Genomic DNA, 24,358 nt, shown 5'->3' with positions numbered 1-24,358 from the left:
CGCACCCGCGTGCCCGGCCGCCCCGTCCGTCGTCGTGCCCACATCCGCTGCCTGACGGCAGATCAGCAACCGTTCCCGAGGGGGTCACCTCGTGTCGTACCGCAACGCCTTCTCCCGTGTCCTGAGCGACGTCATCGCGCCCCGTGCCGAGCGGACCGGCAGGGAGGGGAGCTTCCCGCGCGGCGCGGTGAGCGCCCTGGGCGAGGCCGGGCTGCTCGGGCTGACCGTCTCCGCCGACCTGGGCGGCGGTGGCCGGGGTCCGGCCGAGGCCGCCGAGGTCGTCGCGCGGATCGCCGGGACCTGCCCGGTGACCGCGGCCGTGCTGCAGTCCCACTACGCGGCGGTCGCGGTGATCGAGGCGTGCGGGAGCCGCTGGGTGCGCGGTGAGACGGCCGCCGGACGCCACCTCAGCAGCCTCGCCCTGGCGGACGGTACGGACGGCGCGTACGGTGCCGCGGGCGCGACCGCCACCCGCTCGGGAGAGGTGGTCGCCCTGCGCGCCCGCAAGCGCGAGGTGGTCGCTGCGGGGGAGGCCGACAGCTACGTCTGGTCGTCGCTGCCGCTGGCCGCCGGGGACGGGCTGACCCTGTGGCTGGTGCCCGCGCACGCGCCCGACCTGTTCGTCCCGGCCCGGCCGGACGGGGGAGGGCCGCACGGCAGTGCCACCTCCACGGTCCTCGCCGACCCGGTCCTCGTCCCCGCCGACGCGATGCTCGGGGAGGACGGCGCGGGGCGCGAGGTCGTGCTGCGCGCCGTGCTGCCGTGGCTGCGCGAACTGCGCGACGCCCTGGGCTCCTCGGCCGTCCACCCGTCGGTCGAGGCCGCGGAGACGGCCGCGTCGGCGGCGGTGGGCGCGGCGGCGGGCCGGGCGGCTCAGCTCAGCGCCGTCGCCCCCGCCGCGACCGCCTTGCGGTAGTCGCCGGTGCGTTCGGTGTGCTTGCGCATGATCTCGCCGGCGCGGTCGCCGTCGCCCTTGGCGATGGCCTTGATGAGCTGGGCGTGCTCGTTCCAGGCGTCCTTGCCGCGGGGCTTGGCGATGGGGGTGTAGTACCACCGCACCTTCCGGCTCACCTGCGAGATCAGCTCGGCCAGCACGGCGTTCGCGGCGATGGACGTGATGAAGGAGTGCAGCGCCGTGTTGGCCGTGACCAGGCGCTCCACGTCGCCTCCGGCGAGCGCCTCGACGCCCTCCTTCTGCAGCTCCCAGAGGCGTTCGACGTCCTCGGGCTTGGCGTTCTCGGCGGCGAGCCGGGCCGAGTACGTCTCCAGCACCGAGCGGACGCCGAGCAGCTGGGCGGCCTCCTCCTCGGTGGGGGAGTGGACGAAGGCGCCCTGGGCGGGGCGCAGGTCGACCCAGCCGTCGGTCTGCAGGCGCTGCAGGGCCTCGCGCACCGGCTGGCGGGAGACCCCGAGGTGCTCGGCGAGTTCGGCCTCGACCAGGTGCTGGCCCGGTGTGAGGGAGCCGTTGATGATCAGTTCGATCAGGGCGTCGTACACGGCCTGGCGCAGTGGTGCGGGGCGGGCGACCCGGCGGGTCGCCGCGGCCGTCAGGGCCTCACGCATGGTTCCCCCGTTCTGCCACCGAGCCTGTGGGCCGACGGCTCTGCACTGGTGGCCGCCGTGAGGGTCGCCGGCGGCGGGAACGGTCAGTATACAGGTTTTGGTATGCAACATGCCCTTCGGTCGCGACAAGACGCGCCCGGGTGCCGGGACTTGGGAAAGTCCCGGCTGTAGGATTCTGTATGCAGAAGTTTGTATGCGGTATCGTCGCCGTGTACTGCCGGCACCGTCGGGAAGGCGAAGCGGCTCTGTGACGATCCCGCGCCCGAACTCCCTGACCTGGCGAAGGCGGAGTGGTCAATGACGATCGGCGGGAGTGACATGACGGTCGAAGACGTGGTCCGGACGGTTGTGGCCGACCATCGGGAGCAGCGCGGTGCGCTGCTGCCGGTACTGCACGCCCTGCAGGCCGAGTTGGGCTGCGTGCCGAAAGAGGCGATACCGGTGCTCGCCGACGAGTTCAACCTCTCCAGGGCGGACGTCCACGGAGTGGTGACCTTCTACCACGACTTCCGCCGTGAGCCGGCGGGACGGACCACGGTGCGCATCTGCCGCGCCGAGGCGTGCCAGGCCCTCGGGTCCGACGCGCTGGTCGGCTATGCGGGGGAAGCGGGACTGGCCCTGGGGGAGACGACCCCGGACGGTTCGGTCACCGTCGAGCAGGTCTTCTGCCTCGGCAACTGCGCCCTGGGGCCGGCGGTCGAGGTGAACGGCCGGTTGTACGGACGAGTGGGTACGGCCCGGTTGGGCTCCATCCTCAAGGGGACGGTCGCATGACGAAGAACTCTTCCGACTCCACGGTGACGGTCTACGTCCCGCGTGACTCGGCGGCCAGATCGGTCGGCGCGGACGAGGTGGCGGACGCGCTGCGGCGCGTCGCGGCGGAGCGGGAGGCGCCCGTCGAGGTGGTGCGCAACGGCTCCCGCGGCATGCTGTGGCTGGAGCCGCTGGTCGAGGTGGTCACCCCGGCCGGCCGCGTCGGCTACGGGCCGGTGGCCCCCTCGGACGTCGAGGGACTGCTGGCGGCGGGCATGCTCGAAGGCGCCGACCACCCGCTGCGCCTCGGCGTCGTCGACGAACTGCCCTGGCTGGCCCGCCAGACGCGGGTCACCTTCTCCCGGGTCGGGGTGACCGACCCCCTCTCACCGGAGGACTACCTGCGCCACGGCGGCCTGGCCGGACTGCGCACCGCCCTCGGCATGGCCCCCGCCGACGTCGTCACCGAGGTCACCGACTCCGGCCTGCGCGGCCGCGGCGGCGCTGGCTTCCCGGCCGGCATCAAGTGGAAGACCGTCATGGACTGCGCCGACGAACTCAAGTTCGTCTGCTGCAACGCCGACGAGGGCGACAGCGGCACCTTCGCCGACCGCATGGTCATGGAGGGCGACCCCTTCATGCTCATCGAGGGCATGACGATCGCCGCGCACGCCGTCGGCGCCCGCGAGGGCTACTTCTACATCCGCTCCGAGTACCCCGACGCGGTGTCCACGATGCGCGCGGCGATCGTCATCGCACGCGAGCAGGGGTGGCTCGGCGAGGGCATCCTCGGGTCCCCGCTCGACTTCGACCTGCACGTACGCGTCGGCGCCGGCGCGTACATCTGCGGCGAGGAGACCTCCATGCTGGAGAGCCTGGAGGGCAAGCGCGGCACCGTCCGGGCCAAGCCGCCGATCCCCGCCATCGAGGGGCTGTTCGGCAAGCCGACGGTCGTGAACAACGTCCTCACCCTCGCCACGGTGCCGGTCATCCTCGCCGAGGGCGCCAAGGCGTACCAGGAACTCGGCGTGGAACGCTCGCGCGGCACCCAGGTGTTCCAGCTCGGCGGCAACATCGCCCGCGGCGGGATCGTGGAGACCGCCTTCGGCGTCACGCTGCGCGAACTGGTCGAGGAGTACGGCGGCGGCACCTTCTCCGGGCGGCCGGTCCGCACGGTGCAGGTCGGCGGGCCGCTCGGCGCCTACCTGCCGACGTCGATGTTCGACCTGCCGATGGACTACGAGGCGTTCGCCGAGGCGGGCGCCATGCTGGGCCACGGCGGCGTCGTCGTCTTCGACGAGAGCGTCGACATGGCCGCCCAGGCCCGGTTCGCGATGGAGTTCTGCGCCGAGGAGTCCTGCGGCAAGTGCACGCCCTGCCGGGTGGGTTCGGTCCGCGGTGTCGAGGTGATCGACAAGATCGTGGCCGGTCAGCAGCGGGACGAGAACCTGGCCCTGCTCGAGGACCTGTGCGAGCTGATGACCGACGGCTCCCTGTGCGCGATGGGCGGGCTCACGCCGATGCCCGTGCGCAGCGCCATCGCGCACTTCCCCGACGACTTCCTCGCCCGCGACCCCGGCCGGGCGATCCCACGCACGCACGCCCATGGAGGAAGGACGGAGGGCACGGCATGACACTCCTGAAGGAACCCGACTTCGGTACCCCGGAGCGACCCGGTGCGGCGACGGTCGCGGTGGAAGTGGACGGGATGCCGGTGACCGTGCCCGAGGGCACGTCGGTGATGCGCGCCGCCGCGCTCGCCGGCATCGACATCCCCAAGCTCTGCGCCACCGACAGCCTGGAGCCCTTCGGCTCCTGCCGGCTGTGCGTGGTGGAGATCGACGGCCGGCGGGGCACCCCGGCGTCCTGCACCACGCCGGTGGCGGACGGGATGAGCGTGCGGACCCAGACCCCGAAGGTGGAGAAGCTCCGCCAGGGCGTCATGGAGCTGTACATCTCCGACCACCCGCTGGACTGCCTGACCTGCCCGGCCAACGGCGACTGCGAGCTGCAGGACATGGCCGGCGTGGTCGGGCTGCGGCAGGTCCGCTACGGCTACGAGGGCGAGAACCACCTCGACGCCGAGAAGGACACCTCCAACCCCTACTTCGACTTCGACGCGTCCAAGTGCATCGCCTGCTCCCGCTGCGTCCGCGCCTGCGGCGAGGTCCAGGGCACCTTCGCGCTGACCATCGAGGGGCGCGGCTTCGACTCCAAGGTGTCCGCCGGCGCCGGCGAGACCTTCATGGAGTCCGAGTGCGTCTCCTGCGGGGCCTGCGTGCAGGCCTGCCCGACCTCCACGCTCCAGGAGAAGTCGGTGGTCGAGCTCGGCATGCCCACCCGCTCGGTGGTCACCACCTGCGCGTACTGCGGCGTCGGCTGCTCCTTCAAGGCCGAGCTGCGCGGCGACGAGCTGGTGCGGATGGTGCCGTACAAGGACGGCGGCGCCAACGAGGGCCACTCCTGCGTCAAGGGCCGCTTCGCCTTCGGCTACGCCAGCCACCCCGACCGGATGCTCAAGCCCATGGTCCGGGAGAAGATCACCGACCCGTGGCGCGAGGTCGAGTGGGACGAGGCGATCGGCACGGTCGCCCGCCGGATGCGCGAGCTCCAGGAGCAGTACGGATCGGGCGCGATCGGCGCCATCACCTCCTCGCGGTGCACGAACGAAGAGGTGTACGTCGTCCAGAAGATGGTGCGCGCCGCCTTCGGCAACAACAACGTCGACACCTGCGCCCGGGTCTGCCACTCCCCGACGGGGTACGGGCTCAAGCAGACCTTCGGCGAGTCGGCCGGCACCCAGGACTTCCGGTCCGTGGCCGAGGCCGACGTCATCATGGTGATCGGGGCCAACCCCACTGACGGGCACCCGGTGTTCGCCTCGCGGATGAAGCGCCGGCTGCGCGAGGGCGCCAAGCTCATCGTCGTCGACCCGCGCCGCATCGACCTGGTGCGCTCCCCGCACGTCCAGGCCGAGCACCACCTCCAGCTGCGGCCCAGCACCAACGTGGCCGTCGTGAACGCCATGGCGCACGTGGTGGTCACCGAGGGGCTGGTCGACCGGGACTTCGTGGACGCGCGGTGCGAGGACTTCGACGAGTGGGCGGAGTTCATCGCCCGCCCGGAGAACAGCCCGGAGGCCACGGAGGAGCTCACCGGCGTGCCGGCCGGGGAACTGCGCGCGGCGGCACGGCTGTACGCGCAGGCCCCGAACGGCGCCATCTACTACGGGCTGGGCGTCACCGAGCACAGCCAGGGCTCCACCATGGTGATGGGCATGGCCAACCTGGCGATGGCCTGCGGCAACCTCGGCCGCGACGGCGTGGGGGTGAACCCGCTGCGCGGCCAGAACAACGTCCAGGGCTCCTGCGACATGGGTTCGTTCCCGCACGAGCTGCCCGGCTACCGGCACGTCTCCGACGACGCCGTGCGCACCGTGTTCGAGAACCTCTGGGGCGGCACGATCCTCGCCGAGCCCGGGCTGCGCATCCCGAACATGTTCGACGCGGCCATCGACGGGACCTTCCGCGGCCTGTTCGTGCACGGCGAGGACATCGCCCAGTCCGACCCCAACCTCAAGCACGTCACCGCCGCGCTGGAGGCCATGGAACTGGTCGTCGTCCAGGACCTGTTCCTCAACGAGACCGCGAAGTTCGCGCACGTCTTCCTGCCCGGCGCGTCCTTCCTGGAGAAGGACGGCACCTTCACCAACGCCGAGCGCCGGATCAACCGGGTGCGCGCGGTGATGAAGCCGAAGACGGGCAAGCACGAGTGGCAGATCGTCTCCGAGATCGCCACGGCCATGGGCCACCCCATGGCGTACGACCACCCCGGTCAGATCATGGACGAGATCGCCCAGGTCACGCCGACCTTCACCGGTGTCTCCTTCCAGCTGCTGGACAAGCTGGGCAGCGTCCAGTGGCCGTGCAACGAGCAGGCCCCCGAGGGCACGCCCATCATGCACGTGGACGAGTTCGTGCGGGGCAAGGGCAGGTTCGTGGTCACCACCTTCGTGCCGACCGCCGAGCGCAGCACCCGGCGCTTCCCGCTGATCCTGACCACGGGACGGATCCTCAGCCAGTACAACGTGGGCGCGCAGACCCGCCGTACCGGCAACGTCGCCTGGCACCCGGAGGACGTGCTGGAGCTGCATCCCCACGACGCCGAGGTCCGCGGCATCGTGGACGGCGACACGGTGACCCTGGCGAGCCGGGTGGGGGAGACGACGCTGAAGGCCGAGATCTCCGACCGCATGCCGCCCGGGGTCGTGTACACCACCTTCCACCACCCGGTGACCGGGGCGAACGTGGTGACCACGGAGAACTCCGACTGGGCGACCAACTGCCCGGAGTACAAGGTGACCGCCGTGCAGGTGGGGCTCGCCCGCCCGCGGCGGGCCGACGGCGCGGAACACGACCGGGACCAGCTGCTGACGGTGGTGGACTGAGGTGGCCGACGCAGTGCCGGCGGAGCGCCGGATGGCCAACGACATCGCGGCCAACCTCGTCCATCTGCCCGGCGACCGGGCGGCCGAGGCCGTCGCGGGGCACATCGGCAGGTTCTGGGACCCGCGCATGCGCACCCGTCTCCTCGACTTCGTCGACGCCGGGGCGGAGGGGCTGGACCCCTTGGTGGTCGAGGCGGTGAAGCTGCTGCGCTGACGACGCGGAATCCCGGCCGGTCCTGGCCGGCCGGGACCCGGTCACCCGGGGCGCGGGGATACGTCCCCGCGCTCCGGGCGGGGGCGTGCCGAGCCTCCGGGACACGGACGGGTGGGCTGCTTCAGGCTGCCGCGTGAACGCGTCGTGACCGACGGTGCCCGCCCGCCGTCCGGTCCCTGCCGCCGCCTGCGCTCCGTCGTCCGGGGCGCGGTCTGTGCTAAGGTGTCCTGGTTGCAGTTGTGGTACCCATGAAACCTATGTGCGCCTGACGGAATTCATCTCCCGCAGGCGCATTATTTGTTCTCCGGCATTCCCCGGATGGGCCCTCTGCCTACTGAAGGAGAATGTCATGGCACAGGGAACCGTGAAGTGGTTCAACGCCGAAAAGGGTTTCGGCTTCATCGAGCAGGACGGCGGCGGCCCCGACGTCTTCGCCCACTACTCGAACATCGCCACCCAGGGCTTCCGTGAGCTCCTGGAGGGCCAGCGGGTCACCTTCGACGTCACGCAGGGCCAGAAGGGCCCGCAGGCGGAGAACATCGTCCCCGCCTGATCGCCGGACGCGTACCTGCTCACCGGGGTCCGCACCGTCATGGTGCGGACCCCGGTTTGCGCTGCTCCAGGAAGGCAAATATCCGCATGTCCCGCAGGCCCCAGAAATCGAATCGGCGCGCGCCGTCGTCCGCACCGTCCGCATCGTCGCCGAGAGAATTCCGGCTGCCGGAAAGCACGACACCCGCACTTCCCGCGGTCGAGGACTTCGCCGATCTCGACATGCCCGCGGGGCTGCTGAAGACCCTCACCGCGCAGGGGGTGACCACCCCCTTCCCCATCCAGGCCGCGACGCTGCCCAACTCGCTGGCCGGCCGTGACCTGCTGGGACGGGGCCGCACCGGCTCGGGCAAGACCCTCGCCTTCGGGCTGGCGCTGCTGGCCCGTACGGCCGGACTGCGCGCGGAGCCCAAGGCACCCCTCGCCCTCGTGCTGGTGCCCACCCGTGAACTCGCCCAGCAGGTCACGGACGCGCTGACCCCGTACGCGACGGCGGTGAACCTCCGCATGGCCACCGTGGTCGGCGGGCTGTCCATGACCAAGCAGGCCGCCACGCTCCGGCGCGGCGTCGAGGTGCTCGTGGCCACCCCCGGCAGGCTGAACGACCTGGTGGAGCACGGCGACTGCGTGCTCGGCAGCGTGGACATCACGGTGCTGGACGAGGCCGACCAGATGACCGACATGGGCTTCCTGCCGCAGATCACCAGGCTGATCGAGCGCGTGCGGCCCGACGGGCAGCGGATGCTCTTCTCGGCCACCCTGGACGGCAACATCGACCGCTTGGTGCAGCGGTTCCTGACCGACCCCGTGGTGCACTCCGTGGACCCGTCCGCGGGGGCGGTGACCACCATGGAGCACCACGTGCTCCACGTCCTGGACGAGACCGACAAGAAGGCCGTCACCACGCGCATCGCGGCACGCGACGGCCGGGTCATCCTCTTCCTCGACACCAAGCGGTCCGCCGACCGGCTCGCCAAGCGGCTGCTGGCCGTCGGTGTCCGCGCGGCGGCACTGCACGGGGGCCGCTCCCAGCCGCAGCGCAACCGCACCCTGGAGCAGTTCAAGAACGGCCAGGTGACGGCGCTGGTCGCCACGAACGTCGCGGCCCGTGGCATACACATCGACGACCTCGACCTCGTCGTGAACGTCGATCCCCCCATGGACCACAAGGACTACGTCCACCGGGGCGGCCGTACGGCCCGTGCCGGCGGCTCCGGCAGCGTGGTCACGCTGGTCCTGCCCGACCAGAAACGGGACGTGACCCGGCTCATGTCGGACGCGGGCATCCGCCCCCGGACGGCCCGCATCACGTCGAGCGACGCGCAACTGGCCACCATCACCGGCGCCCGCGAGCCGTCCGGCGTGGCCGTCACCATCGAGGTGCCCCAGCCGGCGGCCGCGCCGAAGGCGTCCCGCCCGAAGAACGGCACCGAGAACGGCGGGCGGCCCGCGCGCCGACGCCGCAGCGGCGGCGGCGGAGCCGGGGCGGCGGCAGGCGCCGCCGCCGGGACCGGTGCTCGCGGTGGCGCCCGCCGAGCGGACGCGCGCGGGGCGACAGGCGCCGCGGGGGGTTCGGGCGGCCGGGGATCCGACCGCCGGGGCGCGGCGGGCGCGGCTTCCGGTACCGGTTCCGGTACGGGCGCCCGCGGCTCCGGGCGGCGGCCGGTGGCCGGCACCGAGGGCCGGGGCGGCCGGAGCGGCCGCCGCAACCCCGCGGGCTGACCGGACGAGGGACGTACACGGGGCCCGGCACGGGCCCGGCACCTGCTGCGGCACAGCGGTGCCGGGGCGCGTGCGGGGCCCGGTGCCGTTCGGCCTAATCTGGACGGCATGTCAGCGATCCGTCTCCTCGTCCTGGGCGCGGTCCGCCAGCACGGGCGGGCCCACGGCTACCAGGTGCGCAACGACCTGGAGTACTGGGGCGCGCACGAGTGGTCCAACGCCAAGCCCGGTTCGATCTACCACGCCCTGAAGCAGATGGCGAAGCAGGGGCTGCTGCACGCCCACGAGGTCGCCCCGTCGACGGCGGGCGGCCCGCCCCGCACCGAGTACGAGATCACGGACACCGGGACCGAGGAGTTCCTGCGCCTCCTGCACGAGGCGCTGGTCGCGTACGACCAGAAGAGGGACCTCCAGTCCGCGGCCATCGGCTTCATCGTCGATCTGCGCCGGGACGAGGCGCTGGATCTGCTGAGGGAGCGGATCCGCAGGATCCAGGAGTGGCGGGCCGCCGTCACCGAGCACTACGTCCCCGAGGACGGCCCCGGTCAGCTCGGCCACATCGGCGAGATCATGAACCTCTGGGTGCACACGGCCGACTCGGACGCCGCGTGGACCCGGGGGCTCGTCGAGCGGATCGAGGGCGGCGCCTACACCTTCGCCGGGGAGGGCGAGCCCTTCGTGGGCGTGCTCGCGCAGGGCGAGGAGAACCCGTACGCGACGGGCGAACCCCATCCTGGGGACGAGCACTAGTCACATTTGACGAATGGATTCCGCGCCCGCTACTTTGCGCCAGTAGTCAAGTTTGACTAGTTGATCAGTGGGGGAGTGGCCCATGACCGACGCAGCGATCACCGTCGAAGGGGCGTACAAGAAGTACCGCGACAAACCGGCGCTGGACGGGCTCGACCTGCTGGTCGGGCGCGGCACCGTGCACGGGGTGCTCGGCCCCAACGGCGCGGGCAAGACGACCCTGGTCCGGATCCTGTCCACCCTGCTCCGGCCGGACCGCGGTCGCGTCGAGGTGGCCGGGCACGACGTGGTGACCGAGGCCCGGGAGGTGCGGTTCCGCATCGGCCTGCTCGGGCAGCACGCGGCCCTGGACGAGCAGCTCGGGGGCCGCCAGAACCTGGAGATGTTCGCGCGCCTGCACCATCTCGGCGCCCGCCGGGCGCGCGAGCGCGCCGGCGAACTGCTCGGGCGCTTCGGCCTCGCGGACACCGGACGCAAGGCGGTCCGGCAGTACAGCGGCGGCATGCGGCGCCGCCTCGACCTCGCCGCGTCCCTCGTGACCGATCCCGAGGTGCTGTTCCTCGACGAGCCGACGACCGGACTCGACCCCCGCGGTCGCGCCGAGGTGTGGGCCTCGGTCCGTTCCCTGGCCGACGGTGGTACGACGGTCCTGCTCACCACCCAGTACCTGGAGGAGGCCGACCAGCTCGCCGACCGCATCTCGGTCGTCGACCACGGCCGGGTGATCGCCGACGGCACCGCGGACGAACTCAAGGCCCGGACGGGCGGCGACCGCATCGACGTGGTCCTGCGCGACGCCGGTCAACTGGGCGCGGCCAGGGCACTGCTGCCCGCGACCGGGGGCGAGGTGTCGGTGGACGCCGACCGGCGGCTGCTCAGCGCCCCGGTCACCGACCGCATGGCGGCGCTTGCCGGGGTCGTCCGCGCCCTGGAGTCGGCCGGCATCGAGGCGGAGGACATCGCCCTGCGCCGTCCGACCCTCGACGAGGTGTTCCTGCACCTCACCGGAGGGAACCACCCCACGAAGGAGACCGCGTGAGCGCCACGTACACCACCCGGAGCCCGGCCCGGCCCGCGCGGGGATCCCACGTCCTCGCCGACTGCTGGACCATGACCCGCCGCGAACTCGCCCACTGGGCCCGGCAACCGGTCCAGGTGCTGGTCGGCCTCGTCTTCCCGGTGATGCTGCTGCTGATGTTCGGCTACCTCGTCGGCGGCGGCCGCGGTATCACGGGCGACTACCTCGGCTACCTCGTGCCGGGCATGCTCGCGCTCACCATGGCCTTCGGCCTGGAGGGCACGATGCTCGCGGTCACCCAGGACCTCAACAAGGGCGTGATCGACCGGTTCCGGTCGATGCCGATGGCCAACGGCGCGGTCCTGGTGGGCCGTTCCGTCGCCGACATGCTCCAGTCGGCCGCCGGCCTGGCCGTCCTGACCGGGGTCGGCCACGCGCTCGGCTGGCGTACGCACGGCGGGGTCGCCGCCTTCCTCGGCGCGGTCGGCCTCCTGCTGCTGTTCCGCTTCGCGATGCTGTGGATCGGCATCCATCTGGCGCTGGTCGCGGGGAAGCCGGAGCTGGTGCAGGCCGTGCAGATCCTGGTCTGGCCGGTGGGCTTCCTCTCCAACGCCTTCGCCACGCCCGACTCCATGCCCGGCTGGCTGGGCACGGCGGTCCAGTGGAACCCGATGTCCCGGACCGCGACGGCGGTACGCGACCTGTTCGGCGGTCCCGGTGGTGAATCCGGCCACGTCTGGGCGGCCGTGGCCTGGCCGTTGGCCCTGCTGGCGGTCTTCCTGCCGCTGGCGGTACGGAGGTTCGGGCGCCTGAGCGCGTAGCGGTGGCGGTCCCGGGGCGGCAGGCCGCCCCGGGACGCCCCGGCGCGGTTTTTACGCGCTCGTGGCCTTCCTTGCCGGCCCTTTACCCGCACCTCGCGCGTCCGGCGGTGCGGAGGCATCAGGTGCCGCAGGCAACCATTCGGCGGGCGGCCGGACTTACCTCTGTGACCAGGGGCAACGCGCCCCGGAGCGGCCGGAGTCGGCCGTCCGGGCGGGTGCGGAGCGGGCTCCACCGGTTGGTAATGCACTGGTCAATCTTCCCGTCATCCCCTGGACACCCCGATTCGACGGTCCATACCGTATGCAATCTCCAGTATGGAGAATCGCGCTGACCAGCTGAATGTTCGTTCCGACACCCCCTGAGCACGGCCGTTTTGGCGTGCCCGGGGTCGTACCACGTCGTACCACCGTGTCACCCGACTGCGCGCTGTCACGATCCGGGTTTGCCGCCCCGGACCGACCTCAGCTGCCCGGACGGCGTACCACCGGGCCCGGCCATGCCGGGCCGAGCCGCAGGGATGGTCCGCTCCACCCCTCCGCATGAAGAGAAGGGCCCAGGGGGCGCACGCCAGGTTCTTTTCACGCAAGGGAAGGCACCGATGTCAGTAACACCGCACGTGGTTCCCGGGCAGTACCGGGAGGTCAGCGACGCGAACGGCCGCGTCTACCGGGTCGGGGAGACCGACCGCTCCCTCCTGGGGAGGCCCCGAGCCTGGATGGTCTGGCTCCCCTGGATTGCGATGATGGGCGTCAGCGTCTACGAGTACGGCTACAGCTCCGCGGAGGCGGTGCTCGAGCACGCCCACGGATGGACCCTGACCGAGACGTTCTGGATCGCCAGCATCTGGGCGGTCTTCCAGGCGGGCGTCGCGTTCCCCGCGGGACGGCTGCGGGAGACCGGGGTCCTGCCGGCCAGGACGGCGATGCTCGCCGGAGCGGTCTTCTCCGGACTGGGCTTCCTGGCGCTCTCGCACCTGAGCAACCCCTACGTGGTGATCGCCGGTTACTCGGTGCTGGGCGGCACGGGCGCCGGCCTGGTGTACGCGACCTGCATCAACATGGTCGGCAAGTGGTACCCCGACAACAAGGGCGCCCGCACCGGGTTCGTGAACGGTGGCTTCGCCTACGGAACCCTGCCGCTCATCTTCGTCTTCAACTACTGGTTCCACCCGTCCAACTACAAGATGGTCCTCGACCTGATCGCCCTGGGCATGGTGCTGGTCGTCGCCTTCTGCGGCATGTTCTTCCGCGACCCGCCGAAGAGCTGGTGGCCGCACGACGTCGACCCGTTGAACCGGGGCGTGAGCGAGGACGCGCGGCGGGTGGCCAAGCGACTGGCCAAGAACCCGCCCGCCAAGGGCCAGTTCACCCCGATGGAGGCGATCAGGACCGGGCAGCTGCCGCTGATGTGGTTCGCCCTGGTCTGCATCGGCGGCGTATCGCTGTTCGGCATCAACTTCCAGGTCCCGTTCGCCAAGAGCCTGGGCTTCGGCCCGCTGGTCGCGGCCTCCTCGGCGGGTGTGCTCGCCGTGGTCAACGGTGTCGGCCGGGCCATCGTGGGCTGGCTCTCGGACTACCTGGGCCGGCGTCAGACACTGGGCCTGGTCCTGGTGGTGGCGGGGCTGGCGCAGTTCGGCGTGCTGTGGTCGGGCCAGGCGCACAACGAACCCCTGTTCCTGTTCTTCGCGTTCCTCAACGGTTTCGGCGGCGGGGCGTTCTACCCGCTGTTCGCCGCGCTCACGCCGGACTACTTCGGTGAGAACAACAACGCACAGAACTACGGACTGGTCTACAGCGCCAAGCTGGTCGGCGGCGTCGGCGGCGGTGGTGTGGCCGCCGGGGTGGTCGCGGCCTGGGGCTATACCGGCGCGTACTGCCTGGCCGGGGGCATCGCCTTCCTCTCCGCGCTGATCACGGTGTTCCTGCGGCAGCCCGGCGCCCCCCGCCGGAGCGGCGACGGGAGCCCCGTGGCCCCGGTGGGCGGCCTCACCGCGGCCCCTGCCGAGGCGACCACCTGACGGTTGCGTTACCGGGGCTCCGCGAGAAGCCCCCCATCAATCGTGCGCGGGCGAAGGAGCCCGGCCCGGGACGGCGGCAGTTCCGCACCGGGGGCCCGCGTCACGGAGGCGGGGCCGGCCGGTGGGGTGCGCTCCCTGCTCCGCCCGGCCCCGCCCGTCCCTCCCCACTCTTGCCTCTCCACCGTTTCCTCCCCCATGACGACGGTCCGGGTGCCCCCTGCCCCCGGACCGTCCGGCGTTCCCGTGGGCCTTCACGCTCTCCCGGCATCGACGGCGGCGGCGATCTGCCGGCAGTAGAAGTCGGTGGTGTTCCGGGTGTGGCGGCGCATCAGTTCCTCGGAACGCTCCGCGTCGCCCAGGGCGATGGCCTCGATGATGGTGGCGTGCTCGTTCCAGGCGTCCCGGCCGCGGGGCCGGGCGATGGGCATGTAGTACCAGCGCACCCTCCGGTCGACCTGGAGGATCAGCTCGCCGAGGACCTGGTTGCGGGACAGTTCGGTGATGAAGCCGTGCAGTGCGGCGTTGGCCTCGACGATGCCGCGGGCGTCGTCCGCCGCCAGGGCGGCGATGCCAGCGTCCTGCAGTTCCCACAGCCGGGCCACGTCCGCGTCCGTGGCGTGCAGCGCGGCGCCGTGCGCGGAGTGGGTCTCCAGTACGGCGCGGACGCTGAGGAGCTGGGTGGCCTCCTCCTGCGTGGGGGAGTGGACGAAGGCGCCCTGGGCGGGGCGCAGATCGACCCAGCCGTCGGTCTGCAGACGTTGCAGGGCCTCGCGCACCGGCTGGCGGCTGACGCCGAGGTGGTCGGCGAGTTCGGCCTCGACCAGGTGCTGGCCCGGTCTGAGGGTGCCGTTGACGATCAGGTCGATCAGGGCCTCGTAGACGGCCTGGCGCAACGGTGCCGGCCGGGTGACCCGGACGACGGCGGCCGCGGTACTTCTCTCGCGCATGAGCTCCCCTGTCGGCTGAGTTCTTTGCACAGTGCCAAGAATACAGATTTCGGTATGCAATTCAGCCGCAGGATGGAACAAGGCTCGGTCGGACATCGGCCGCCGGTGTGCGGAAGGCCGCGGCGGAGCACCGGCGGCACGGCGGACGGGGCGGGGGAAGCCGCGCTTCCCCCGCCCCACCGCCGTGGGTGGAACACCCGTCAGGCAGGGGCGGGCTGCTGGTCGGTGCGCAGGCCCTGCGACGCCGCGGAAGCGGGGTCGGGCGTGCTCAGCGAGCGCAGGATGGCGTCCACGCTCTCCTTGGCGTCGCCGAAGAGCATGCGGCTGTTCTCGCGGAAGAACAGCGGGTTCTGCACCCCCGCGTACCCCGAGGACATGGACCGCTTGAAGACGACCACGTTCTCCGCCTCCCACACCCGCAGCACCGGCATGCCGGCGATGGGGCTGGACGGGTCCTCCTCCGCCGCCGGGTTGACGGTGTCGTTGGCGCCGATCACCAGCACCACCGTGGTGTCGCCGAAGTCGTCGTTGATCTCGTCCATCTCCAGCACGACGTCGTACGGCACCCGGGCCTCGGCGAGCAGGACGTTCATGTGCCCGGGCAGCCGGCCGGCCACCGGGTGGACGCCGAAGCGGACCTCGACCCCGCGCCGCCGCAGCGCCTGGGTCAGCTCGGCCACCGGGTGCTGCGCCTGGGCCACCGCCATGCCGTAGCCGGGGGTGATGATCACCGACGTGGCGTTCTCCAGGAGTTCGGCCGTCTCCTGCGCGGAGGTCTCGCGGTGCTCGCCCTGTTCGGCGTCGCCGCCCGTCGGCGCCGGGGCGCCGAAGCCCCCGGCGATCACCGAGAGGAAGGACCGGTTCATCGCCTTGCACATGACGTACGACAGGTAGGCACCGGAGGAGCCGACGAGCGCGCCGGTGACGATGAGCAGGTTGTTGTTGAGCAGGAAGCCCGCCGCGGCCGCGGCCCAGCCCGAGTAGCTGTTGAGCATCGAGACGACGACCGGCATGTCACCGCCGCCGATCGAGACGACCAGGTGCCAGCCGAGCGCGAGCGCCAGGGCGGTGACGGCGATCATCAGGCCGAGGTCCGGGCTCACCGTGAACCACACCGTCAGGGCCACGAAGGCGGCCAGCGCCCCGAGGTTGAGGGCGTTCTTGCCGGGCAGGGTCAGCGGACGGGAGTTGATCCGCGCCGACAGCTTCAGGTAGGCGACGATGGATCCGGTGAAGGTGACCGCGCCGATGAAGATGCCGATGAACACCTCCGCGTGGTGGATGCCGAGCAGGTCGCCGGCGATCCGGGTCTGCGCGGCGCCGTGCGCCTCCACCTCGTAGTAGCTGTTCCAGCCGACCAGCACCGCGGCCAGGCCGACGAGGCTGTGCAGGACGGCGATGAGCTCGGGCATCTGGGTCATCTCGACCCGGCGCGCGCGCCACAGGCCGACGGCGCCGCCGATGACCGTGGCGACGACGATCAGCACGACGGCGCTGCCCGGGATGTCCTGCGCCGCGGCGACGACGGTGGCGACCAGCGCCAGCGCCATGCCGCCGATGCCGTACACCACTCCGGCGCGGGAAGTGCGGTGTTGCGAGAGTCCGGCCAGGCTGAAGATGAACAGCAGCGCGGCGACGATGTCGGCGGCCTGGGCGGCCGTGGTTGCGTTCATCGATCCTCAGCCCTTCGAGAACATGCCGAGCATACGGCGGGTGACGGCGAATCCTCCGAAGATGTTCACGGTGGTCAACATGATCGCCACGACCGACATCACGGTGACGGCCGGTCCGGCGTGGCCTATCTGCAGCAGTGCTCCGACCACCACGATCCCCGAGATGGCGTTGGTGACCGACATCAGCGGGGTGTGCAGGGCGTGGTGGACCTTTCCGATCACGTAGTAACCGATGACGACGGCCAGCGCGAACACCGTGAAGTTGCCCACGAGCTGGGCCGGGGAGAAGGCGACCAGCAGGAACATCGCGAGCATGCCGGAGGCGATCAGGCCGTAGCGCGCGGCCGGTGAGAGCCGGGGTGCCTTCGGCTGCGGTGCGGCCGCCACCGGCGCCGGTGCCTGCGCGGGGGGCGCCGCCGACACCTGGACGGGCGGTGGCGGCCAGGTCTTCTCGCCCTCCCGCACCACCGTGACGGCCCGCTGCACGACGTCGTCGAAGTCGAGCGTCAGCCGCCCGTCCTTGCCCGGCGTCAGCAGCTTGAGCAGGTTGACGAGGTTGGTCCCGTACAACTGCGAGGCCTGGGCGGGCAGCCGGCCCGCCAGGTCGGTGTAGCCGATGATCGTCACGTCGTTGTCGGTGACGATCGCCTTCCCGCTGACCGTGCCCTCGACGTTGCCGCCCTGCGCGGCGGCCATGTCGACGATGACGCTGCCGGGCTTCATCGACGCCACGTCGGCCGCCGTGATCAGCCGGGGGGCCGGGCGGCCGGGGATCAGCGCGGTGGTGATGATGATGTCGACGTCCGCGGCCTGTTCGCTGTAGATCTCCGCGGCACGCCGGTCGTACGCCTGCGAGGTCGCCTTGGCGTAGCCGTCGCCGCTCGCCTCCTGCTCCACCTCGACGGCGAGGAACTCGCCGCCCAGGGAACGGACCTGGTCGGCGACCTCGGCCCGCGGGTCGGTGGCCCGCACCATCGCGCCGAGGCTGCCCGCCGCGCCGATCGCGGCCAGACCCGCCACGCCCGCGCCGGCCACCAGGACCTTCGCCGGCGGCACCTTGCCCGCCGCGGTGACCTGACCGGTGAAGAAGCGCCCGAAGACGTGGGCGGCCTCGATCACCGCCCGGTACCCGGCGATGTTCGCCATCGAGCTGAGCACGTCCATCGACTGGGCCCGGGAGATGCGCGGGACGGCGTCCAGCGCCAGGACGGTGATCGGCCGTGAGGCCAGTTCCCCGACCAGGTCGGGGCTGTGGGCCGGGGCGATCAGCCCGATCAGGGTCGCGCCTTCGCGCAGCTTCCCGATCTCCTCGTGCGAGGGGGCGTTGACCTTCAGGACCACGTCCGCCTGCCAGGCATCGCCGATCCGCGCGCCCGCTTCGGCGTACGCCTCGTCGGGGAAGCCGGAGGCCGCTCCGGCCTCGGATTCCACGACGACCTCGTAGCCGAGGCCGAGGAGCCGGCGGACGCTGTCCGGTGTGGCCGCCACCCGCGTCTCTCCGGCGGTGGATTCGGTGACGACACCGATCTGCTGAGGGGGTGAATCAGACATCGCTCTCCTTTTCGTCGCTACCGACTGACGTCACGGCCTCGTCAGCCGAGCCGTCGTCCGCACTGCGTGTTCCCCGGCCTCGTGGTGCGGCCGTGCGTGCCCGGGACCGCGTGTGCGGCGAAGCGTTCCCCCGCTGCGTGCTCGATCAACCTGTCCGGAGCGTGTGTGACCCGGTTCATGGCGCAGGGTGACGCCGGAGACCTCCGTCGCGGCGCCGGGCGGGACCCTGTTCGGTCCCGGGCGCGCGACTTTCCGTGAGGGGACTGTACATCCCAAGAGAGTACTGCATACAGTATTCACTCCCCCTTCGAATGGAGAGGAGTCGCCGTGAAAATCGCAGTCCTCGGAGCCGGTGCGATCGGCGCTTACGTGGGCGCGGCACTGCACCGTGGTGGCGCCGACGTCCACCTGATCGCCCGGGGTGAGCATCTTCAGGCGATACGTGCCCACGGAGTCCGGGTGAACAGCCCGCGCGGTGACTTCGTGGCCAAGCCCCACGCCACGGACGACCCCAAGGAGATCGGCCCCGTCGACTATGTCTTCCTGGGCCTGAAGGCACACTCCTACGCGACCTCAGGTCCGCTGATCTCCCCGTTGCTCGACGACAAGACCGCGGTGGTGGCCGGTCAGAACGGCATTCCCTGGTGGTACTTCCACGAGCTGGCCGGCCCCTACGAGGGGCGGCGGATCGAGGCGGTCGACCCCGGCGGCGCCACCAGCGCGGTGCTGGCGCCGGAACGCGCCATCGGTTGCGTCGTCTACCCCGCGACGGTCATCGAGGCCCCCGGGGTCATCCGGCACCTGGAGGGCACCCGGTTCTCCATCGGAGAGCCGGGCGGCGGCGTCTCCGACCGGTGTACGGAGCTGAGCGAGGCCATGATCGCCGGCGGCCTCAAGTGCCCGGTGGAGCCCAACCTGCGCGACGACATCTGGATCAAGCTGATGGGCAACGTCGCCTTCAATCCGATCAGTGCCCTCACCAGGGCGACCATGGTCGACATCTGCAAGCACCCGCACACCCGGCGGCTGGTCGCCCAGCTCATGGAGGAGACCCTCGACATCGCGGCCAGGGTCGGCAGCACCCCCGACATCTCCATCGAGAAGCGGCTTCGGGGCGCCGAGGGGGTGGGACACCACAAGACCTCGATGCTCCAGGACCTCGAGGCCGGAAAGCAGCTGGAACTCGACGCCATCGTGACGGCCGTCGTGGAGATGGCCGACATCTCCGGCGCGGACGCCCCCAACCTGAGGGCGGTCCACGCCGCGACCGACCTGCTGGCGCGCGGCGTCACCGCGGACCGGGAGACCGGGGCCGGCGCGCGGAAACCCGTCCCCGCCTGACCCGTCCCACCCGTCCCACCCGTCCGAACCCGGGACACCCGCGGATCTCCGGTCCACCGCCGGACGTCCGCCGCAGCAACTCCGGAGCCCGGTCCCGTCGCGGCGGCGACGGGACCGGGCCCCGGGCAGGGGCCCGCGCCGGCTCGGCGGGCACGAACGAGGGCCGCGATCCGGCTCGGTAGGCTGTGCCAGGTCACACCGCATCCAGCTCGTCCGCCGTCGGCCACCCGGTGACGTTCCCGGCCCCGGGAGCGTCGGTCCGCCGGCACCGACGGCGTTGCGACTCCAGCAGGAAGTGCCGGCGCGGCTGCGGCCCAGGCAGAGAGGAGTCGTTCATGCTGTTCCGTCAGCTGGAGTACTTCGTGGCGGTCGCCAGGGAGCGGCACTTCGCCCGGGCGGCGGAGTCCTGCTACGTCTCGCAGCCCGCGCTCTCGGCGGCGATAGCCAAGCTCGAGCGGGAGCTGAACGTCACGCTGATCAACCGCGGGCACAACTACCAGGGCCTCACCCCGGAGGGCGAACGGCTGGTGGTCTGGGCCAAACGCATCCTCGCTGAGCAGGAGGCCTTCAAGGCCGAGGTGGCCGCCGTCCAGTCGGGCATCACCGGCACCCTGCGGCTGGGCACCGAGCCCACCGCGTCCACCACCCTGGTCCTGCCCGTCGCCGCGTTCTGCGCGGCGCACCCGCTGGCCAAGGTCCAGGTCCGCTCCAGGCTGTCGACCACCGAACTCCACCGCCAGCTCCTCGCGTTCGAGCTGGACGCCGCGATCGCGCACTTCGCCCCGCACGACCGGGAGAACCTGCAGGTGATGCCGCTGTACGAGGAGCGGTACATGCTCCTCGCCTCCAGCGACCAGCTGCTGCCGCAGACCGACACCATGAAGTGGGCGGACGCGGCCACGATGCCGCTCGCGCTGCTGACCCCCGACATGAGGATCCGCCAGGTCATCGACGACGCGTTCGCCGAGAGCGGGGTCGTGGTGACCCCGCAGGTCGAGACGGACTCGGTGGCCGCCCTGTACGCCAGCGTGGGCGCAGGCGCGTGCGCGAGCATCGTCCCGCACACCTGGCTGCGGGCGATGCCGCCGCTCGGCCGGATGCGGGCCGTGCGCCTCGTCGAGCCGGACGCCAGGGCGCAGGTCTCCGTCGCGATCCACGCTGCGACCCCGGGGTCGGTCGCGGCGCGGGCGTTCATGACCGCAGCGGCCGGGTTGTCGCTGGACGAGTTCTTCGACGAGCCGCTGCCCGCGGAGCACCGCGTCAGGTGAGCCCGGGCCACTCGGGGCCCTCCGCGTACAGGACGTCCACCGCCGCCCGGTCCAGGCCTCCCTTTGCGGTGTGCGGGAGCGAGGCGACGACCCGGATCCGGTCGGGGATCTCGAACGGGGCCAGCCGGGCGCGGCAGTACCGGCGGATCTCCTCGGCCCCGGGCGCCTCGGCCCCCGGCGCCTCCGCACCGCTCAGGACCACGGCCGCGCCGACCCGCTGCCCGTACGTCGCGTCGGGCACGGCGAACACCGCGGCCTCGGCCACCCCCGGACACCCGGCGAGGACGTCCTCCACGTGCTCGGGCACGACCTTCTCGCCCCCGCGGATGATGAGGTTCTTCAGGCGTCCGGTGAGGAACAGGTGGCCGTCCTCGTCGAGCGCGCCCAGGTCGCCGGTGCGGAACCAGCCGTCGGCGAAGCCGTGCGCGGTCTCGGCGGGGTTGCCCAGGTAACCGCGGGCCACCGTGGGACCGTGCACCCACACCTCGCCCTCACCGCCGGGCGGGCACGGCTTTCCGTCCGGGTCCAGGACCCGCAGCTCGATCCCGGTCGGCCGGCCGACCGAACCGTGCTTGAGCGACCCGTGCTGCGGCAGCGGCTCGCTCGTCGCCTGATGCGCGGACTCGGTCATGCCGTACGCCGACAGCAGGGGCGCGCCCAGGGTGCGTTCCAGCGCCCGCTGGGTGGCCGTGTTGAGGGGGGCGCTGGAACTGCGCAGGAACCGCAGCGCCGGCACCTGCGGGCCCGTGAGGTCCGTCGCCGCCCGCTCCAGGAGGAGTTCGTGGACGGTGGGGACCGCGGTGAACCACGTGGCGCCCGCCGCCCGCATGTCGTCCCAGAAGGTGTGCGCCGAGAACCGCCCGCGCGCGGGCAGCAGCACGCAGCCCCCGCTCGCCAGCGTGGACAGCAGCGTGGCGAACAGCCCGTGCCCGTGGAAGAACGGCATCGCCGCGACCGTCGCGTCGCCCGGCACCAGTTCGTAGGTGGCGCACACGCCGCGGACCGAGGCGGCCACGTTGCCGTGCGTCAGCGGGACCATCTTCGCCCGGTCGGTGGTCCCCGCCGTGAACAGCACCAGGGCGTCGTGCGCGGTGAGTTCGCCGGACGCGCCCCGCGCCGCGGCCGGCGCGCCCGCGCCCGTTCCGAGCGCGGCCGTCGCCGTCCCGGCGGGGGAGAGGTCCACCCGCAGCGTCCAGGCCGGGACACCGGGCCCCACGGCCGCCGGCGGGGCGCCGCCCGCGGTCGGGCCCAGCAGGACGGCCCGCACCCCCAGCGCCTCCAGCCGGGCCGTCATCCGCGGCTCGGGCAGCGCGGGGTCCACGGGGGCGACCACCAGCCCGGCCCGCGCCCCGCCCAGCAACGCCACGACGAACTCCACGGTGTTGGCGCCGACGAGGCCGACCGGGTCCCCGGGGCGCAGCCCCGCCGAGGTCAGGCGCGCGGCCACCGTGTCGGCCAGCTCGTCCAGGGCGCGGTAGGAGACCTCCGCGCGGTCCGCGCCGGCGATCAGCGCCGGTGCCTGCGGACGCCCGCGGGCGTGCCGGTCGAGGAGATCGGTCAGGCCCGTGACCGCGGGCGGCCGGTAACGGTCGGGGTCGCGCACGGATGCAGCGGCCGGAACGGCCATGGCCGCACCTCCTCGCGCCGGGAATGTCTGATGAACCGTCCCCAGCGAGACTGCGCGGGGCGCGGAGCACCCGTCCAATACGCACTGGCGAACGGTCGATAGCGGAGGTCTATCAACCCACCTCAACGCCCCTGTGGCGTGCGTCGATAAACGCCGTCTATCGGCTGGTCGCCGATAGGTCTTGGACGCGGGGGAGCGGGCTGCGGATGGTGAAGGGAGAAGCCGCACGCATGACCTGCCCAAGGAGGACCTCGGACCATGACCGCCCCCTCACCACTGGAGACCGCGGCGAACGCCGACGCACCGGCCGAGCTCACCGACGGGTACCACCTGGTCGTCGACGCGCTCAAGATGAACGACGTCGACACCATCTACGGGGTGGTCGGCATCCCGATCACGGATCTGGCACGGCTCGCCCAGGCGCAGGGCATCCGTTACATCGGCTTCCGCCACGAGAGCAACGCGGGACACGCGGCGGCGGCGGCCGGTTACCTCACCAAGAAGGCCGGCATCTGCCTTACGGTGTCGGCGCCGGGCTTCCTCAACGGACTGGTGGCACTCGCGAACGCCACCACCAACTGCTTCCCGATGGTGCAGATCTCCGGCTCCAGCGAGCGCCACCTCGTCGACCTCAAGCAGGGCGACTACGAGGAGATGGACCAGCTCGCCGCCGCGCAGCCGTTCTGCAAGGCCGCGTACCGCATCAGCCGCGTCGAGGACATCGGCCGCGGCATCGCCCGCGCCCTGCGCACCGCGGTCTCCGGGCGCCCCGGCGGCGTCTACCTCGACATCCCCGCCGCGGTGCTCGGCTCCATCATGGACGCGCAGGAGGGCGCGAAGACGCTCAGCCGCCTCGTCGACCCCGCTCCGCGCCAGCTGCCCGCCCCCGAGGCGGTGGACCGCGCGATCGAGCTGCTGGCCGGCGCGCAGCGGCCGCTGATCGTCCTCGGCAAGGGCGCGGCCTATGCGCAGGCGGACACGCAGATCCGCGAGTTCGTCGAGTCCACCGGCATCCCGTACGTGCCGATGTCGATGGCGAAGGGCCTGCTGCCCGACGATCACCCGCAGTCCGCGGCCACCGCCCGCTCGCTGGCGCTGAAGAAGGCCGACGTGGTGATGCTGGTCGGCGCCCGCCTGAACTGGCTGCTGAACCACGGCGAGGCACCCCAGTGGAACCCCGACGCGAAGTTCGTTCAGGTCGACATCGAGGCGAAGGAGATGGACAGCAACCAGCCCATCGCCGCCCCGCTCGTCGGTGACATCGAGTCGGTCGTCGAGGCCCTCATCGAGCGCAGCAAGCCGGGCCAGATCGCGGCCCCCGCCGCCTGGCGGGAGGAACTGGGCGCGCGTTCGGCGCAGAACGTCGCCAAGATGGCCGAGCGCCTCAAGGCCGACCCGCACCCGATGCAGTTCATGGGCGCCCTGAAGGCCGTACGCGACGTCATCCGCGAGCGCCCCGAGACGTACCTCGTCAACGAGGGTGCCAACGCCCTCGACATCGCGCGCAACGTCATCGACATGCACGTGCCGCGGCACCGCCTCGACAGCGGCACCTGGGGCGTCATGGGCATCGGCATGGGCTACGCGATCGCCGCCGCCGTCGAGAGCGGGGCGCCGGTCGTGGCCGTGGAGGGCGACAGCGCCTTCGGCTTCAGCGGGATGGAGATCGAGACGATCTGCCGCTACAAGCTGCCCGTCGTCACGGTCATCATGAACAACGGCGGTGTCTACCGCGGTGACGACGTCAACCCCTACGACGAGGCCCCGTCGCCGACGACGCTGATGTCCGCGGCCCGCCACGACGTGATGTTCGAGGCCTTCGGCGGCAAGGGGTACCGCGCGACCACCCCCGCCGAGGTCACCGCCGCCCTCACCGAGGCGCTCGCCTCGGGCGGCCCGGCCCTCATCGACTGCGTGATCGACCCCTCGGCGGGCACCGAGAGCGGCCACATCGCCCACCTCAACCCCAAGGGCATCACCGTCGGCAACATCGTGCCGGCCAAGAAGTGACCGCCCCGTAGGCGACGCACCGCACCCCGAAGCACCGAACCCCGAAGCACCGTTCCCCAGCACCGCCCACCCGCGCACCGCGA

Annotated in this window: 19 protein-coding genes; 14 read left to right on the top strand and 5 right to left on the bottom strand. The window is 71.9% G+C overall.

The window, feature by feature from the left end:
* The first annotated feature begins 91 nt into the window (after positions 1-91).
* The gene (locus OG937_11400; protein ID WUD72239.1) at positions 92-916 is read left to right on the top strand and encodes an acyl-CoA/acyl-ACP dehydrogenase; all 825 of its coding nucleotides are present in this window, start codon (positions 92-94) and stop codon (positions 914-916) included.
* Here the strand turns inward: OG937_11400 and OG937_11395 are convergent.
* Positions 874-1,563, bottom strand: coding sequence for a GntR family transcriptional regulator (locus OG937_11395; protein WUD72238.1), 690 nt, complete (start codon positions 1,561-1,563; stop codon positions 874-876). The genes OG937_11400 and OG937_11395 overlap by 43 nt on opposite strands.
* A 318-nt stretch (positions 1,564-1,881) precedes the next feature.
* Here OG937_11395 and OG937_11390 point away from each other — a divergent pair, with 318 nt between their 5' ends.
* From OG937_11390 to OG937_11345, 10 genes are all read left to right on the top strand, one after another.
* The gene (locus tag OG937_11390; GenBank protein WUD72237.1) at positions 1,882-2,337 is read left to right on the top strand and encodes an NAD(P)H-dependent oxidoreductase subunit E; all 456 of its coding nucleotides are present in this window, start codon (positions 1,882-1,884) and stop codon (positions 2,335-2,337) included.
* Positions 2,334-3,950, top strand: a complete 1,617-nt coding sequence (locus OG937_11385) for an NADH-quinone oxidoreductase subunit NuoF (GenBank protein WUD72236.1) — start codon at positions 2,334-2,336, stop codon at positions 3,948-3,950. Before OG937_11390 ends, OG937_11385 begins: the two co-directional genes overlap by 4 nt.
* Positions 3,947-6,763 carry a formate dehydrogenase subunit alpha gene (gene fdhF, locus OG937_11380; protein WUD72235.1) on the top strand — a complete coding sequence of 939 codons (2,817 nt, stop codon included), beginning with the start codon at positions 3,947-3,949 and terminating at the stop codon, positions 6,761-6,763. The genes OG937_11385 and fdhF overlap by 4 nt, the downstream gene beginning before the upstream one ends.
* Positions 6,764-6,794: 31 nt before the next feature.
* Positions 6,795-6,977 carry a formate dehydrogenase subunit delta gene (locus tag OG937_11375; protein ID WUD78712.1) on the top strand — a complete coding sequence of 61 codons (183 nt, stop codon included), beginning with the start codon at positions 6,795-6,797 and terminating at the stop codon, positions 6,975-6,977.
* Positions 6,978-7,326: 349 nt separating this feature from the next.
* Positions 7,327-7,530, top strand: a complete 204-nt coding sequence (locus OG937_11370) for a cold-shock protein (GenBank protein ID WUD72234.1) — start codon at positions 7,327-7,329, stop codon at positions 7,528-7,530.
* Between the two features lie 86 nt (positions 7,531-7,616).
* Positions 7,617-9,251, top strand: a complete 1,635-nt coding sequence (locus OG937_11365; GenBank protein ID WUD72233.1) for a DEAD/DEAH box helicase — start codon at positions 7,617-7,619, stop codon at positions 9,249-9,251.
* A gap of 108 nt (positions 9,252-9,359) precedes the next feature.
* The gene (locus tag OG937_11360; protein ID WUD72232.1) at positions 9,360-10,001 is read left to right on the top strand and encodes a PadR family transcriptional regulator; all 642 of its coding nucleotides are present in this window, start codon (positions 9,360-9,362) and stop codon (positions 9,999-10,001) included.
* A gap of 82 nt (positions 10,002-10,083) precedes the next feature.
* The gene (locus OG937_11355; GenBank protein ID WUD72231.1) at positions 10,084-11,040 is read left to right on the top strand and encodes an ATP-binding cassette domain-containing protein; all 957 of its coding nucleotides are present in this window, start codon (positions 10,084-10,086) and stop codon (positions 11,038-11,040) included.
* A 71-nt stretch (positions 11,041-11,111) separates the two neighbouring features.
* The gene (locus OG937_11350; protein ID WUD78711.1) at positions 11,112-11,840 is read left to right on the top strand and encodes an ABC transporter permease; all 729 of its coding nucleotides are present in this window, start codon (positions 11,112-11,114) and stop codon (positions 11,838-11,840) included.
* Positions 11,841-12,439: 599 nt separating this feature from the next.
* Positions 12,440-13,858, top strand: coding sequence for an OFA family MFS transporter (locus OG937_11345; protein WUD72230.1), 1,419 nt, complete (start codon positions 12,440-12,442; stop codon positions 13,856-13,858).
* 251 nt (positions 13,859-14,109) lie between these two features.
* Here the strand turns inward: OG937_11345 and OG937_11340 are convergent, their stop codons facing one another.
* The 3 genes from OG937_11340 to OG937_11330 form a co-directional block, all read right to left on the bottom strand.
* Positions 14,110-14,805 (bottom strand): GntR family transcriptional regulator, encoded by a 696-nt coding sequence (locus OG937_11340; protein WUD72229.1) that lies wholly within the window; start codon positions 14,803-14,805, stop codon positions 14,110-14,112.
* A 200-nt stretch (positions 14,806-15,005) separates the two neighbouring features.
* Positions 15,006-16,478, bottom strand: a complete 1,473-nt coding sequence (pntB, locus tag OG937_11335; protein ID WUD72228.1) for a Re/Si-specific NAD(P)(+) transhydrogenase subunit beta — start codon at positions 16,476-16,478, stop codon at positions 15,006-15,008.
* Between the two features lie 6 nt (positions 16,479-16,484).
* A complete protein-coding gene (locus OG937_11330) occupies positions 16,485-18,029 on the bottom strand; it encodes a Re/Si-specific NAD(P)(+) transhydrogenase subunit alpha (protein WUD72227.1) in 1,545 nt (514 codons plus the stop codon).
* Positions 18,030-18,356: 327 nt separating this feature from the next.
* Between OG937_11330 and OG937_11325 the strand changes: the two genes are divergently transcribed.
* Together OG937_11325 and OG937_11320 are read left to right on the top strand one after the other, a co-directional pair.
* Complete coding sequence (locus OG937_11325) at positions 18,357-19,370, top strand: 2-dehydropantoate 2-reductase (GenBank protein WUD72226.1); 1,014 nt, start codon at positions 18,357-18,359, stop codon at positions 19,368-19,370.
* A 335-nt stretch (positions 19,371-19,705) separates the two neighbouring features.
* A complete protein-coding gene (locus OG937_11320; protein WUD72225.1) occupies positions 19,706-20,638 on the top strand; it encodes a LysR family transcriptional regulator in 933 nt (310 codons plus the stop codon).
* On the opposite strand, the gene OG937_11315 is transcribed toward OG937_11320, so the two are convergent.
* On the bottom strand, positions 20,631-22,265 hold the full coding sequence (locus tag OG937_11315) for a FadD7 family fatty acid--CoA ligase (protein ID WUD72224.1): 1,635 nt from the start codon (positions 22,263-22,265) through the stop codon (positions 20,631-20,633). The two genes, OG937_11320 and OG937_11315, sit on opposite strands and share 8 nt — an antisense overlap.
* Positions 22,266-22,523: 258 nt before the next feature.
* Between OG937_11315 and oxc the strand changes: the two genes are divergently transcribed.
* Entirely contained in the window at positions 22,524-24,275 is a 1,752-nt protein-coding gene (gene oxc / locus OG937_11310; GenBank protein ID WUD72223.1) for an oxalyl-CoA decarboxylase, read from the top strand.
* Positions 24,276-24,358 lie beyond the last annotated feature (83 nt).

This window comes from Streptomyces sp. NBC_00510 (genome assembly GCA_036013505.1).
In the GTDB taxonomy this organism is placed as follows: domain Bacteria; phylum Actinomycetota; class Actinomycetes; order Streptomycetales; family Streptomycetaceae; genus Actinacidiphila.
Note: the sequence above shows the minus strand (reverse complement) of the source record. Positions and strands in the feature narration are given on the sequence as shown.